9 protein-coding genes are annotated in these 14,578 nt (G+C 60.9%); 5 read left to right on the forward strand and 4 right to left on the reverse strand.

What is annotated here, in order from left to right; all coding sequences use genetic code 11:
* Position 1: 1 nt before the first annotated feature.
* From ACYZTM_RS11695 to ACYZTM_RS11710, 4 genes are read right to left on the reverse strand one after another with little or no spacing between them, the layout of a single operon-like run.
* The gene (locus ACYZTM_RS11695) at positions 2-4,567 is read right to left on the reverse strand and encodes an alpha-2-macroglobulin family protein (protein ID WP_461989131.1); all 4,566 of its coding nucleotides are present in this window, start codon (positions 4,565-4,567) and stop codon (positions 2-4) included.
* Positions 4,564-5,166 (reverse strand): DUF1175 domain-containing protein, encoded by a 603-nt coding sequence (locus ACYZTM_RS11700; RefSeq protein ID WP_461989132.1) that lies wholly within the window; start codon positions 5,164-5,166, stop codon positions 4,564-4,566. The genes ACYZTM_RS11695 and ACYZTM_RS11700 overlap by 4 nt, the downstream gene beginning before the upstream one ends.
* A gap of 32 nt (positions 5,167-5,198) precedes the next feature.
* Positions 5,199-6,911, reverse strand: coding sequence for a DUF2138 domain-containing protein (locus tag ACYZTM_RS11705; RefSeq protein WP_461988758.1), 1,713 nt, complete (start codon positions 6,909-6,911; stop codon positions 5,199-5,201).
* A 35-nt stretch (positions 6,912-6,946) separates the two neighbouring features.
* Positions 6,947-7,738, reverse strand: a complete 792-nt coding sequence (locus ACYZTM_RS11710) for a YfaP family protein (RefSeq protein ID WP_461988760.1) — start codon at positions 7,736-7,738, stop codon at positions 6,947-6,949.
* A gap of 274 nt (positions 7,739-8,012) precedes the next feature.
* On the opposite strand from ACYZTM_RS11710, the gene ACYZTM_RS11715 reads away from it, so the two are divergent.
* The 5 genes from ACYZTM_RS11715 to ACYZTM_RS11735 all read left to right on the forward strand — a co-directional run bounded on the left by ACYZTM_RS11715 (position 8,013) and on the right by ACYZTM_RS11735 (position 14,522).
* Positions 8,013-9,155 carry a Fic family protein gene (locus tag ACYZTM_RS11715; protein ID WP_461988762.1) on the forward strand — a complete coding sequence of 381 codons (1,143 nt, stop codon included), beginning with the start codon at positions 8,013-8,015 and terminating at the stop codon, positions 9,153-9,155.
* Between the two features lie 188 nt (positions 9,156-9,343).
* Positions 9,344-9,586, forward strand: coding sequence for an exodeoxyribonuclease VII small subunit (locus ACYZTM_RS11720; protein ID WP_007894317.1), 243 nt, complete (start codon positions 9,344-9,346; stop codon positions 9,584-9,586).
* Positions 9,583-10,485: a (2E,6E)-farnesyl diphosphate synthase gene (gene ispA, locus ACYZTM_RS11725; protein WP_461988764.1), complete on the forward strand. Its 903-nt coding sequence runs from the start codon at positions 9,583-9,585 to the stop codon at positions 10,483-10,485. Before ACYZTM_RS11720 ends, ispA begins: the two co-directional genes overlap by 4 nt.
* A gap of 91 nt (positions 10,486-10,576) precedes the next feature.
* Positions 10,577-12,475: a 1-deoxy-D-xylulose-5-phosphate synthase gene (gene dxs, locus ACYZTM_RS11730; protein ID WP_131063005.1), complete on the forward strand. Its 1,899-nt coding sequence runs from the start codon at positions 10,577-10,579 to the stop codon at positions 12,473-12,475.
* A 163-nt stretch (positions 12,476-12,638) separates the two neighbouring features.
* Positions 12,639-14,522: a TonB-dependent receptor domain-containing protein gene (locus tag ACYZTM_RS11735; RefSeq protein WP_461988767.1), complete on the forward strand. Its 1,884-nt coding sequence runs from the start codon at positions 12,639-12,641 to the stop codon at positions 14,520-14,522.
* The last annotated feature ends 56 nt before the right edge of the window (positions 14,523-14,578 follow it).

Consider the following 14,578-nt stretch of genomic DNA (forward strand, 5'->3'; position numbering starts at 1 on the left):
GTCAGTTGACCGTGACCTGGCCGAGGGCCGGTTTCTGTTCCTGAGCTTGATGTTGCGGCGCGTAGACCTGAGTGAAACGCACCGGCGGCAGGTTGAACTGGCCTTTCTGCGAGAAGCGCACCAGGTGGCGCAGACGCAGTTCGCCGCTCAAGGCATCGACTGGAATCGCATAGGCCATCTGTCCCGGCTCGAAACGCGCTTTCTCCAGCGCGGTCGGTTCAGTGCCCGCGTTGCCCATGAGCTTGATGCCCCAGGTCGTACGTTCGACATCGGCACCCGGCGGCAACGGTACCTCGATCATCCCGTAGCGCAGCGGTTTCGCGGCTTTGCTGGTGATGATCACTTCGTCCAGGTACAGACTGTCGCTGGACAACGGCTTGGTGCCAACCGCTTCCAGTTTGAAGGTGAACGCTTCGTCACCCGGCACCAGACGCGACAGGCGTCGAGTGACGGTCACAGCCATTGGATCAACCGGCGGCTGCTTAGTCTGGAAACTCAGCGCGGCGCGCAACGGACGTTCCTGTGTCCCGGTCAGCGTCAACACGGCCGGCACAGGCGAGGCACCCTGCCACGTCCAATACATCTCGCCGGTAGCACCGTGTTCTTTCTTCCAACCTTCACCCGGTGCCAGTGCAATCGTCGGCGATGCTTGCTCGATGCTGCGTTGCAACCCTGTCAGCGCCAACGCGCGTTCCAGAGTCGATTGCTGTGGCAGCAAACGTTGCAACAACGCTTGCGCGGGAGCCTGATCGAAGGCTTGCAGCGACAGGTTCAAGGCTTCGGCAAATGGCTGAGAACTGACGGCCAGACGCTGTTGCGCATCCGGCAGTTGACGATTGAATGCGTCGGACAAAGCCACCTTCGACTGACGCGCCAGCGATGCCGTCAGCGAACGAGCGGACGCCAATCCCAGCGCCGAATCCGGATCGCTCATGACAAGGCTGTCCTCGCCATCCTCCATCAGGTTCGCCGCATTCCCCTCGCCCGCTTTCGCCAGGTCATCCATCAACCCACTGAGCAACGTGTTGACCGGCAATTGCATCTGCTTGGCGAACGACAGGATCAACGCCCGCTGCAACAACGGTGTGTTTTTCGCCTGTTTCGAATAGACCTCCAGCACCCGCTGCCAATGCTCCGGCGGCAGACTCAGTTCCAGCGCTTTGCTGGCGTGCCAGTCGGCGTAATAGGCGTAGGCAGTGAGGAACGCATCCGGCTCGCCGTCCATGCCCCACCAAGTGAAGCTCGCCGACGGCCCGGCCATTTGCACCAGGCGCAGACGGCTGTTTTGCATGATCAGGCGCAAGCGATCGCGGATTTGCGGGTTCGACGACAAGGTCGGATACGCGATGCTCAGTGGCAGCAAGCGGCTGGCTGTCTGCTCAACGCCGCCATACGGATAGCTCAGCAGATCATCGAGTGCCGAACGGAACAGCGCTTGCGGACTGTCATCCAGACGCAGGCGAATATCGCTGGCGTCTGCCGGCAAGGTCAGCGGCGTGTCACCGCTGGCCACGTCCAGGCTTTGGCTTTGCGTTACTTGCCAACCTTCGCCGGTCGCGGTCAGGCGCACGGCCAGGGCATCGGCGGTTTTGCCGTCCTGCACCAGCTCGGAGGTCCACTCGCCCGAGGCCAGCGCGAACGCTGGCAGCGCGATGTAATTGATGCCGTTATTCAGCGTCACCGGCACGCGCTGTTCGGCGCCGCCGTAATGAATCACCAGCTCAGCCTTGACCGGTTTTTCGGCCTGGCTGAAGGCAAACACACCGAGGTCCGGTTTGTCGCCATTGCGGAATTTGGTCGGGCCGCTCCACTTCAGGTACAGCGGTTTTTCCGAGCGCACGAATTGCTTCTTCTGCCCAACCTGACCGTCATCAGCAATGGCCCGCGCAGTGATGCGCCAGCGGGTCAGCGAGTCCGGCATTTTGAAGGTGAAGCGGGTTTTGCCGTTGGCGTCGGTGATCAATTCCGGCTGCCACGCTGCGGTGTCGACGTCTTCACGACGCGGCCGCTCCAGCACTTTCACCCCCCGCTCGCTACGGTTGGCTTTACCCGGTGCGCCAGGGCTGCCCGGCAACGCAACGTCGTAGCTGATGAACGACAGACTGGCGCTGGTGCGCACGTTGTTGCGGCGCGGGTGGTAGAAGAACTGGTCGATAGTCGGTGCGACTTCCGGTTGCAGCGCGTAGACCATTTCATCCACCACACTGACCGTCAGGTGCGCCGGGATCGGCTTGCCGGCGAACTGCGTGGTCAGGTCGACCGACACGGTATCGCCCGGCTGATACGCCTCTTTATCGGTGGCGATGGCCACGTCGATCTGTGGCGCAATCACCTTGATACCCGCGTTCTGAAAGCTGTACTGACCGCCCTTGGTGTACAGAACCGAGAAGGTCAGGTTCGGCGCGAAATTATCCTTTACCGAAATGCGCGCGCGGTATTGGGTGTCGCTGAGTTTTTCCATCTTCAGCCAGTCGCCGCCCTTGGACAGCAACGCCGTGGCCTCGACCTTGTCGCGTTCCAGCGACAGCAGTGCATCGCTGACTGGCTCAGGGAAAGTGATCAGCGCAAGGGCTTCGTCGCCCGCCTTGTACTCGGGTTTATCGAGGACGATTTCTACGGTGCCTGGCACGGCTTTGACGCCGTCACCGGTCACCGAATGGCCGGTCGCACCGACCACGCGGCCATGCTCATCCTTCAGCGTCAGGTTGTAGGTACCCGGACGGTCGAAGGCCAATGTGAAGCCTTTATCGCTTGCAGCCAGTTTGCCTTCGCCAGTGGTCTGGTCTTCCAGACGTATCCAGCTGTAGCTGCTCGGCGTCACCGCTTTGCTCTGCTCGCTGCCACCCTCATTCAGATAGCTGAAAGCAACCTTGTCGCCCACCGCACTGAACCGCTGCGGCGCGCTCAAACGGAAACTCGCGGCACCGCGGTCGATCAGGATTTCCTTGGTAGTCTTGACCCGATACGCCGCGCCATCGCTGGCGAACACGGTGAGCATGTAGCGGCTCGGTTTCTCGGCGGCCGGCAGGTCGAGGCTCGCGTTGCCCTTGGCGTCAGTGGTCAGTTCGGTGCTGGTCAGTTCCACCGGGAACTGCCCGAGGTATTGCAGCTCGTTGTCGACCATCGACAGTTGCTGGGCGCGCAGGCTCAGGGTCAACTTGGCATCGGCCACCGGTTTGCCATCCGGGTACAGCAGCACCAGGCTGCCTTTCACCGGTTCGCCAGTGCGGTAATCCTGCTTGGCCAGGTTCAGCGAGATTTCGAAGTGCGGCTTGATGTATTCGGCAACACGGAAAGCGCTGCTGTAGGCCTGATCCTTGTAGCTGAAACGCAGTTCATAACCGCCCGCCACCGCGTTGTCCGGCAACTGGAACCGGCCTTGGGTGCCGGCCTTGGAATCGAGTTTCAGCGCCAGCGATTGCAGCGCGGTGCCCGTGGCGTCGAGCACAGTCACGTTGACATCAGCAGCGGTCGGCAACACCGAATCGCGCGCGTTCTTGAACTCGCGGCCGACGATTTTCAGCGACACCCAATCCCCCGGCCGATACAGCGGCCGGTCGGTGAAGGCATAGAGTTTGGTGTCGTAGATTTCGCTGTCGTAATAGAAGTTCTCGGAGACAAATACCCCGCCCTCTTCGTCCTCGCCGATCACGAACGAACGCTCGGGGCTTACGTGTTTCAGGCGCAGCAAACCATCAGCATCCGTGGCGCCGCTACTCATCACGCCGAGGCCATCGGTCCACAGCACATTCACTTTTGGCACCGAACTGCCTTCGTGTTTGCGCGCAGCCCAGACCACCAGTTCATCACCGGCAATCTTGCTCACGGCCACGGTGTTGGAGACGAAGACCATGGTGGTCGCGCGGTACTTGCCGATCAGCGCTTCCACCAGATACAGGCCGGGTTTCAAGTTGCCCAACGGGATGTACACGTTGCCCGGCGCGACGCTGACGAATTCGCTGGAAGAACCGGCGAGATTCACACCGGTAGGCGGCTGGATCGGCTTGGCTTGCCACAGCGGATAACGGAACTGGCTGACCACTGGCAGGCCAGGAATCAGTGCGAATTGCGGCTGTGCGTCGTAAGGCGTTGGCGCGGCAATCGCGGTGCCCATCTTCAGCTCTGGCACTTCCTCGGTGACTTGTTTACGCGACTCGTAGGAAAACGCCCGCTGCATCACCCGACGGGATTTGCGGTACCAGTTGTCCCACAGGTACGCGAGGGTGTTCGACAGACCTTCGCCCTTGAACTGGCCGTCGCTGACCACACGGTGCAGGTTCTTCTGGCGCTTGAGGAAATCCAGCGGCTTGTCGATGCGGTACACACGGATGTCCGCGCCACCGTAAGGCTCCATGCGGAACCGGCGATAGTCGCGGCCCGGCGCTTCGAGGCGCACCATCGCCTGTTCATCGCTGGCGAAACTGCTGTCGGCCAGCAGAAAAAAGCTTTCACCGGCCACTGGCGTGTAGCCGCTCGGCTCGACGGTGTCTTCGGCGTTGACCGCCGAAAATGGCAGCCCTAAGACCAACAGCAGAGGCAGAAAACGCAACATGCGGGCACCGATCATTGGGAGAGAAAGTTCAGTCGATAGACGCCGATGAAGTTGGGGTTGGCTGCGTCGGGTATCCATCGGGTGTCCTTCCATGTCATGAGTTGCTGCAGGCTCGCGGAACGCATGCCGTTGTCAGTGGGGGTGGTGGTGCCGGTGTGATAGGCGATGTAGCGGCCCATCCAGATCATCAGGTGCTGGTCGTCGCCCTGATCGAAAAACATCAGGTCGCCGGGCCGGGCTTGCGCCAGATCCCGACCGACCAGATGGCTGTTGAACTGAATCAGCTTGATCGCGTTGACGTACGGCCCGACTTTGCCGCCACCCTGCTGCCATTGCTGGGCGAGGCCGCGCTGGGCTTCGCTCAATTGCAACTCGGGCGGCAGGTAGCGGTTGGACAGGCCGTTGCTGCGCAGCCATTTATCGTCATGAGCCTTCAGCGCTTCGTTGGCAGCGAAACGCACCAGCCCGGCGCAGTCCTGCTGATACCAGCGCGGGCTCGGACCTTGGGTGAGTTGTTCCTGGGCGATGCGCACGAACCAGGCGCGGAACACCTGGGATTGCTGCGCATCCAGCGCTGCCGCTTCACTGGCAAATGCGCGACTGCCCAGCAACATTACCAGCAGGCCGAGGCCTCGGATAAGTGCGGTCACAGGGCTTTCCACTCCAGCGGCAGCCACTGCCAATGGCCGTCAGGCTCGCTGCCTTCAGGCAAGGTCAGGGCGTATTTGCCGTAACCGCCGAGCTTGCGCAGTTTCGGGATCAGGTAGGTTTGCGCGGCGTTGTAGAACACCGGTTCCATGTCCTGCGGCAGGCTGTCGAGGGTTTCCTGTTGCATCAGTTGCGCCATGGATTCCGGGCCGAAGTAGACCGGCATCAGCAGGTCTTTCGGCACCACGTCGGCCATCGGCGGAAAGCGCTTGTCGAGGGTGCCGAGGGCCTTGTCCACGAGTTTGTCGTCGAGGGAAAACAGCAGCGTCGAACCGTGACGCGCCAGGCTGACCTTCATGAACGCCTTGCCGGTGATCGCATCAGGATTCTCGGCATCCTTGGCTTTATAAGGACCAAAGTTGGAGCTGACCTGGCGCTGCCACTGATGACTTTGGCCTTCCTGTTTCTCGACCACCGGGAACGCGTGCTCTTCAACGTTGCCTTCGTAGGCGCCGACCATCGAGCCGAACAGAGTGCCCAGGTCGCGGTCGAGTTTGGCGCTGTCATCATCGTTCAGGCTGACCACCAGCAGCGGCGTGTACAGCCGCGAATCGGCGTACCAGCACAGGCCGGCGGCACCGGCCATGTGTTCGGTCAGGGCCTGGGCCACCGACTCTTCGGCGCCGAGTTTCACCAGCAGCGGCTTCTGTTGTTCGGCGGCGAGCGGCAGGGCCACGCAGGCGCTGGCGCCCATCGGCATGGCTTGCCAGATCGGTTTGAAATCGAAGTCCGGCTGGTTTTCCAGTTCGTCCATGGCGAGGAAGCTGTGCCAGCCCTTGTCGTCCATGTCGAAGCGCAGGCCGGCGAAGTTTGGAATGAAACGCTGGTAACCCATGGCCAGAACGCTGGCGTTGACCGAGAGGCGTTGTTTCACCTCGGGTGCACGCGGCGGCAGGCCGAAGGCTTCGGGGAACAGTTTGTCGCCGTTGAGCAAGGCGGCGATGGACTTGGTCGAGACGCTGCCCGGTTCTTCCGACGGGCCGCTTTCCGGATCGTAAAGTTTGGTCGGATTGGACAGCACCACCAGTTTGTCGCCATGGGAAGCGAACAACAGCGCCTTGGTGGCGTTGTAGGTCAGTTGATAAAGCGCGACGTCGTCGGCACCGACTTTCACGTCGCCGACTTTGGTCAGTTGCGTATCATCCAGCGCGACCTTGGCCAGCGGCTCCAGCACCTTGGCCAGCCCACCGCGATTCATCACCAACAGGAAATCCTTGAGCCGACCGTCCGCCCCGCGCCACAGCGCCACGTCCGCCGGTTGATCGAAAAGCTGCTCGATCAGGCTGTCCTGCAACTTCAGGTCATGTTCGTAAATGATCCGCCGCAAGCTGCCGATCAAACCAAGGCGATCGGCATGCGCTTCGTAATAGAAGACGAAATCTTCGGTCAGGGTTTCCTTGAGGAACGGCACGGCCAACAAATCCTTGGGCAACTGGCTCAAGGAATGGGTTTCGAGCAGACCGTCCGGGCGGCTCATGCCCAGTTTTTCGCTGGCCAACTCTGCGGGTGGCGCCTTGGGTTTGTGCAGGAACCACCCCAACCCGCCCGCGACACCAGCCACCAGGCACAGCCCAATCAGCACGGCCGGCCAACGACGTGAAGGTTTGGCACCCGGTGCGTCGGCGGCCGGGGAAACAGTGTTATCGATCATTTAACAAAACCCAATTCATCCGTGGTGCGGGATGTTTAATAGTTGAAAGTCTTGACCAGCAGCAGGTCACCGATCGCGCGCAGGGGCACGATGAAGGTCTCGCGTTTTTCGTCGACGGTGTTTTCGTTGAGCACCAGATTGATTTGCGAGGTGATGACCTCGTTCTGGTTGCTGGTCTCATCGAAGTTATAGCCGCCGCTGCCGAAGTTGCCCCAATAGTTCACGTAAACCAGATAGGTGCCATGCATCGGCGCAGTCATGGTGAACATTTCCGGGCCGGGGCCATCGACGCCGTCCGGGTCCAGGCCGCCGCCATTGCTCATCGCCGGACGAGCCCAGAACGCATGCTGGCCGTCGGGGGTAACGATGTGCAGATCGAGTTCGGCTTTCGGATCGTCCCACCCCAGCACCACGCGAATCCGTGCCGGCGTGCGCAGGTTGTTGGCTTCATAGAATTGAACACGCTTGAGGGATTTGCCTTCGGCACTGCGCACTTCGACGCTGTTGGAGCCCGCACCGAATGCATACGGCCGGGCGAAACGTCCTTGGTCGTCGGTGTACAGGTTCAGAGGATTGCCGTTGACGGCCAGCGTGTGCGGCCCGCGTTGCGTGCCGATGGCCTCTAGCTGGCCTTCGATCATCGTGCGATTGCGCTGCACACCCCGGTCGATGGGCGGTGTCGGATAGGCGACTTGAGGATATTCACTGCGGTCCAGCAGGCCGTTATAGCGCCAGCCGCCGACCGGTTCCGACAGCTCAGCCGTCGGCTCGGCCCAGGCAGCGGTCGCGCAGACCCACGCCATCAGCACTAGAAGAAATGAACGCATGTGACGCCTCCTGCCATGCATAACGAAACCTTGCGCCCGATCCTCGGCGCGTTAGATCCAAAAACTGCGTTTCGTCAGAAAGACCCGTGACTATTGGGTCGTAGAAGGCGCGAAGGTTAGCCATTTGGCGGTTTTTAAACAATCGGATACATCTACATTTGCGGTAGGAATCACGCACATTTGAGTCGTGAGCCGAATAGCGAGTTTATTCGGCTCACAAAATGAGCCGAATAAGTCTATTATTCGGCTCATTGACCCTGGAGCACCTGAATTCATGGCACCTCACTGGATCTGGCAACAGCCCGACTGGCCGAATTTCAACTGGCAAGCCGAGCGCCTGACACCACTGCTGCGCGAGTGCGTGCAGGCGCAAGGTCGGCTGATGGGCATGGCCAGTTCCGTGGGTAGCTCACTCAGCGCGCAGAGCGAACTGGATGCGTTGTTGCAGAACATCGTGACGTCTTCGGCTATCGAAGGTGAACAGCTGAATGTTGGTTCGGTCCGCTCTTCGCTGGCGCGGCGTTTGGGTCTGGAACAGATCGATGGCGATCACGTCAGTCAGCGCAGCGAAGGACTGGCGCAGTTGATGCTCGACGCCACTCAGCACTTTGCGAAACCGCTGACATTGGAGCGATTGCTGGAATGGAACGAATGGCTGTTTCCGGATCAGGACACTGAGCTCGCTGCCCGATTGATGCATGTCGGTGCATTGCGCGGCGATGAACCCATGCAGGTGGTTTCAGGGCGCCTCGACAGACCGACCGTTCACTTCGAAGCACCGCCCCGCCAAGGCCTTGAGCAACAACTCGATACGTTCCTTGCCTGGTTTGAAGCCAGCCGAAGTCAGGACGGGCTCGATCCATTGCTGCGGGCCGGTATTGCGCACTTCTGGTTCGTCACCTTGCATCCCTTCGACGATGGCAATGGCCGCCTGACGCGCACCCTCACCGATCTGGCGCTGGCTCAGGGCGAGGCACAGGCCATCCGTTTCTATGCGATGTCAGCGAGCATTCTTGAAGATCGCGCCGGCTATTACCGGGTACTGGAAACCAGCCAGAAAGCGACGACGGATGTTACTGATTGGTTGGAATGGTTCCTGAAAACTCTATCGCGCAGCTTGCAACAAGGCATGGCGCGGATCGAATCAGTGCTGGGCAAGGCGCGTTTCTGGCAGACGCATCGGCAGTCTGAGTTGTCGACCGAGCAGGCCAAAGTGCTGAATCGCCTGGTGGATGGAGGGGAACGCGGTTTCGAGAATGGTATTAGTGCGGCGCAGTATCAGGCCGTAGCGAAGGTGTCCAAGGCTACTGCCACTCGTCATCTGGCTGAACTGCTGGAAAAGGGCTGTCTCAAACGCCTTCCCGGAGGCGGACGCAATACTCGGTATCAGATCAATTACCCAGATCAATCAACATAATGACCTGCGGCTACACATCCCTGTGGGAGCGAGCTTGCTCGATAGCGGACTATCAGTTACCAATATGTCGACTGACACACCGCCATCGCGAGCAAGCTCGCTCCCACAGTGATTACCCCGCTAATTTGCCCATAACCCCCATGTCTGCTAGTGTCGCGCCGGTTTAACGTCAACCGGAAATAGCCGCCATGGCCCGCAAAAAAGCTGCACTGGATTTCGAACAATCCCTCGCTGACCTGCAAACGCTGGTGGAGCGACTGGAGAACGGCGAATTGTCGCTGGAAGACTCGCTGACGGCTTTCGAGCAGGGCATCGGTCTGACCCGCGATTGCCAGGCGGCGCTGGCGCAGGCCGAGCAAAAGGTTCAGGTGCTGCTCGAGCGTGACGGCGAGCTGGCCGAGGAACCCTTCGACGCGGATCAGCCAGAATGATTGCAGCGTATTCGGCGACCAGCCAGGCCCGCGTCAACGCGGCGCTGGAAACCCTGTTCACCGCGCCGAGCCCCGAGCTTGCGCGGTTGTACGAAGCCATGCGCTACAGCGTGATGAATGGCGGCAAACGGGTGCGTCCGCTGCTGGCCTACGCGGCGTGCGAAGCGCTCGGTGGCAAGGCTGAACAAGCCAACGGGGCTGCTTGCGCGGTAGAGCTGATTCACGCTTATTCCCTGGTGCACGACGATTTGCCGGCCATGGACGACGACGATCTGCGTCGCGGCCAGCCGACGACGCACAAGAAATTCGATGAAGCCTGCGCGATCCTGGCCGGTGACGGCTTGCAGAGCCTGGCGTTCAGCGCCCTGCTCGACCCCCGACTGAGCAACTCTGACGCTGCTCTCACCTCCGATCACCTCCGCTTGCAAATGGTCAGAGCTCTCGCATTGGCCGCAGGCCCGGCCGGCATGGTCGGCGGTCAAGCCATCGACCTCGGTTCGGTCGGTCTGAAGCTCGATCAAAAAGCCCTCGAAACCATGCACCGGCACAAAACCGGTGCGCTGATCGAAGTCAGCGTCAAACTCGGCGCCTTGGCCAGCGGCCGCGCCGAGAAGGACGAACTGAAGTCTTTGCAGACGTATGCGCAGGCCATCGGCCTGGCATTCCAGGTGCAGGACGACATTCTCGACGTTGAAAGCGATACCGAAACCCTCGGCAAACGCCAAGGCGCCGACATCGCTCGTGACAAGCCGACCTACCCGGCCCTGCTTGGCCTGGACGCGGCCAAGGCCTACGCCCAGGAACTGCGCGATCAGGCCCTGCACGCGCTGCGACCGTTTGACGCGGCCGCCGAGCCGTTGCGCGATCTGGCCCGCTATATCGTCGAACGCCGCAGCTGACAGCGTATCCGCCAAAAAAGAGCAACGCGTGGGCAGGGGGCGATGCATCAGGTAAACTGCCGCATCTTTTATACCTATAACGATTCGCCTGATGCCCACGACGTTTCATGAGATTCCCCGCAAGCGCCCGACCACGCCCCTGCTCGACCGTGCCAACACGCCGGACGGCCTGCGCCGGTTAGGCGAAGCCGAGCTGGAAACCCTGGCCGATGAGTTGCGCCTGGAATTGCTCTACACGGTCGGTCAGACCGGCGGGCATTTCGGTGCCGGCCTGGGCGTCATCGAGCTGACCATCGCGTTGCATTACGTCTTCGACACCCCGGACGACCGGCTGGTGTGGGACGTGGGTCATCAGGCCTATCCGCACAAAATCCTCACCGGCCGTCGCGAGCGCATGGGCACCCTGCGCCAGAAGGACGGCGTCGCAGCCTTCCCGCGTCGTTCCGAGAGCGAGTACGACACCTTCGGCGTCGGCCACTCCAGCACCTCGATCAGCGCAGCGCTGGGCATGGCGATTGCCGCCCGCCTGCAAAACAGTGATCGCAAGGCGATTGCGGTGATCGGCGACGGTGCTCTGACCGCCGGCATGGCCTTCGAGGCGCTGAACCATGCGCCGGAAGTGAACGCCAATATGCTGGTGATCCTTAACGACAACGACATGTCGATCTCGCGCAACGTCGGCGGGCTGTCGAATTACCTGGCGAAGATCCTGTCCAGCCGCACTTACGCGAGCATGCGCGAAGGCAGCAAAAAGGTCCTGTCGCGCCTCCCCGGCGCCTGGGAAATCGCCCGTCGCACCGAAGAATACGCAAAAGGCATGCTGGTTCCCGGCACGCTGTTCGAAGAGCTGGGCTGGAACTACATCGGCCCGATCGATGGCCACGACCTGCCGACCCTGATCGCCACCCTGCGCAACATGCGCGATCTCAAAGGCCCGCAGTTCCTGCACGTCGTCACCAAGAAAGGCAAAGGCTTCGCCCCGGCGGAAGTCGACCCGATCGGTTACCACGCCATCACCAAGCTTGAACCCGTTGATGCGCCGGCCGCTGCGCCGAAGAAATCAAGCGGGCCGAAGTATTCCGGCGTGTTCGGCGAATGGCTATGCGACATGGCCGCGTCTGATCCGCGTTTGGTGGGCATCACCCCGGCGATGAAGGAAGGCTCCGACCTGGTGGCGTTCAGCGAGCGATTCCCGCTGCGTTACTTCGACGTGGCGATTGCCGAGCAACATGCAGTGACCCTCGCCGCCGGCATGGCCTGCGAAGGCGCGAAACCTGTTGTGGCGATTTATTCGACGTTCCTGCAACGCGGTTACGATCAACTGATTCATGACGTCGCGGTGCAAAACCTCGACGTCCTGTTCGCCATCGACCGCGCCGGTCTGGTGGGCGAAGACGGCCCGACGCACGCGGGCAGCTTCGACCTGTCGTTCCTGCGTTGCATCCCCGGCATGCTGGTGATGACCCCGAGCGACGAAAACGAACTGCGCAAAATGCTCACCACCGGTCACTTGTTCAACGGCCCGGCCGCGGTGCGTTACCCGCGTGGCAGTGGCCCGAACGCAACGATCGAGAAAGACCTGCAACCGATCGAAATCGGCAAAGGTGTGGTCCGCCGCCAGGGCAGCAAAGTCGCCCTGCTGGTGTTCGGCGTGCAACTGGCCGAAGCGCTGAAAGTTGCCGAGAAACTGGATGCGACCGTGGTCGACATGCGTTTCGTCAAACCGCTGGATGAGGAACTGGTTCGCGAAATGGCGGGCAGCCATGAATTGCTGGTGACCATCGAAGAAAACGCGATCATGGGCGGCGCCGGTGGCGCGGTCAGCGAGTTCCTTGCGCGTGAAAACATCCTCAAATCGATTCTGCACCTGGGCTTGCCGGACAGTTACGTCGAGCATGCGAAGCCTGCGCAGATGCTGGCCGAGTGTGGGCTTGATGAGGCCGGGATCGAAGCTTCGGTGCGTGAACGCCTGAAACTGCTGAACATCTGAATAAATGCAAAACCCCTTGTGGGAGCGGGCTTGCTCGCGAATGCGGTGCATCAATCAGCATAAGTGTTGACTGATACACCGCATTCGCGAGCAAGCCCGCTCCCACATTGGTTTTCTGTACCTTTCAAAATTTGTGTTCGCTTTAAGCACCAACGGACTGCCGATGAAACTCTCCCCCCTCGCCCTGACGCTGACCCTGCTGCCGGCCGGCCAACTCCTGGCGGACACCTTCGAGCGCGATCAAGCCCTGAAACTCCCCGAAGTGCTGATCAGCGCCAACCGTCAAGTCGAAGCACGCAACGACAGCAGCGCCGCCAACACCGTGTTCACCCGCGAGGACATCGATCGCCTGCAACCGAGCAGCGTCACGGACTTGCTGAGTCGGGTGCCGGGCGTGCAGGTCGGGCAAACCGGTGGGCGCGGCAGCCTGCCGGGGATTTACATTCGCGGGACCAAGTCGGCGCAAAGCCTGGTGCTGGTGGACGGTCAACGCATCGGCAACTCGACCTCCGGCGACAGCAACCTGCAACACATCAACATCGAACAGGTCGAGCGCGTAGAAGTGCTGCGCGGCTCCCGTTCGGTGATTTACGGCAGTGATGCGATTGGCGGGGTGATTCAGATTTTCACCCGGCGTGGCGGCGAACAAGGCCTGCAACCGCGCCTGCACGTCGGCTTCGGTAGCAACCAGACCTGGGAGCGCAGCCTCGGATTATCCGGCGGCGATGAGAAAACCCGCTTCAACCTCGGCGCCAGCCTCGATGAAACAGCCGGCATCAATCGCACCCACGCGTCCTATCCCAGCGACGGCGATCACGATGAGTACCGTAACAAGTCAGTGAGTTTGAGCCTGAGCCATGCCCTCACCGATGACATCGAAATCGGCGCCAACGTGCTGGATAACCGCGGCAAAAGCGAGTTCGACAATCCGTTCGGGCGCTTCGACGCCACTACTTTCGAATCGCTCCAGCAGCAGCCTTACAGCGACTTTGCCGTGAGCAGCATCAGCAGTTACGTCGATGCCCGGGTCAACGACCTCTGGAAAACCCGCGTCGAATTCGGTCACAGCGAAAACCGCGAGAAGACCCTGGACAAGCTCAGCGATGAACGCAGCGTGTTTAATACGTACCGCGATTCGGTGAACTGGCAGAACGACCTGACGCTGAATGAGCGCAACAGCCTGATCCTCGGCGGCGACTGGTACGAAGACCGGATCAACAGCAGCACGCCGTTCGACGAGGACAGCCGCTGGAACCGCGCGGCGTTTATCCAGCATCGCTACCAGGCGGACAGCTTCTCCACGGAACTGGGTCTGCGCCGGGACCAGAACCAGCAGTTCGGTGGCCAGAACAGCTGGAGCGGCACCTTCACGCTGCCGCTGAACCCGGACAACGACGTGCTGCTGACTTACAGCGAAGGCTTTCGCGCACCGACCTTCAATGACTTGTATTACCCGGATTTCAGCAACCCTGATCTGAAGCCCGAGACCTCAAAAAGCTACGAGCTGCAATGGCGCAGTCAATTGACCGACACCAGCCGTCTCGAAGCTTCGCTGTATCGCACCGACCTTGAAGACGCGATTATTTTTGGCAGCAATTCACGGCCACAGAACGTTGCATCGGCGCGGATCAACGGTTTCGAAGCGGCATTGAAACAGGAACTGTTCGGTTGGCAGAGCAACCTCGGCGTGGCAATCATCGACCCAAGGGATCGCGACAGCGGCCACACCCTGGCGCGTCGGGCGCGGCGGACCTTGAGCCTGGATCTGGATCGGCAGTTCGACCGGCTAGGGCTCGGCGCCAGCTGGCAGGCCGTGAGCAGCAGCTACGACGATGAGAACAATCAGCAGCCGTTGGGCGGGTATGCGTTGCTGGGGTTGCGTAGCAGCTGGGAATTGAATCGTGAGATCAAGCTTGAGTTGAAGGTCGATAACCTGCTGGACAAAGGGTACAGCCGGGCGCTGTACAGCCATGACGGCAGTCAGTATGGGTATCGCGAGGAAGGTCGGGCGTGGATGTTTGGGGTGACCTGGACGCCGGAACTCTGAGACACGATCGTTCCCACGCTCCGCGTGGGAATGCATCCCGTGACGCTCTGCGTCAC

This window comes from Pseudomonas sp. MDT2-39-1 (assembly GCF_054898085.1).

Excerpts from the sequence above, each read along its gene's own strand:
- dxs (WP_131063005.1), top strand. The coding sequence starts at position 10,577 with ATGCCCACGACGTTTCATGAGATTCCCCGCAAGCGCCCGACCACGCCC.
- ACYZTM_RS11735 (WP_461988767.1), top strand. The coding sequence starts at position 12,639 with ATGAAACTCTCCCCCCTCGCCCTGACGCTGACCCTGCTGCCGGCCGGC.
- ACYZTM_RS11720 (WP_007894317.1), top strand. The coding sequence starts at position 9,344 with ATGGCCCGCAAAAAAGCTGCACTGGATTTCGAACAATCCCTCGCTGAC.
- ACYZTM_RS11695 (WP_461989131.1), bottom strand. The coding sequence starts at position 4,567 with ATGATCGGTGCCCGCATGTTGCGTTTTCTGCCTCTGCTGTTGGTCTTA.
- ACYZTM_RS11715 (WP_461988762.1), top strand. The coding sequence starts at position 8,013 with ATGGCACCTCACTGGATCTGGCAACAGCCCGACTGGCCGAATTTCAAC.
- ispA (WP_461988764.1), top strand. The coding sequence starts at position 9,583 with ATGATTGCAGCGTATTCGGCGACCAGCCAGGCCCGCGTCAACGCGGCG.
- ACYZTM_RS11705 (WP_461988758.1), bottom strand. The coding sequence starts at position 6,911 with ATGATCGATAACACTGTTTCCCCGGCCGCCGACGCACCGGGTGCCAAA.
- ACYZTM_RS11710 (WP_461988760.1), bottom strand. The coding sequence starts at position 7,738 with ATGCGTTCATTTCTTCTAGTGCTGATGGCGTGGGTCTGCGCGACCGCT.
- ACYZTM_RS11700 (WP_461989132.1), bottom strand. The coding sequence starts at position 5,166 with ATGTTGCTGGGCAGTCGCGCATTTGCCAGTGAAGCGGCAGCGCTGGAT.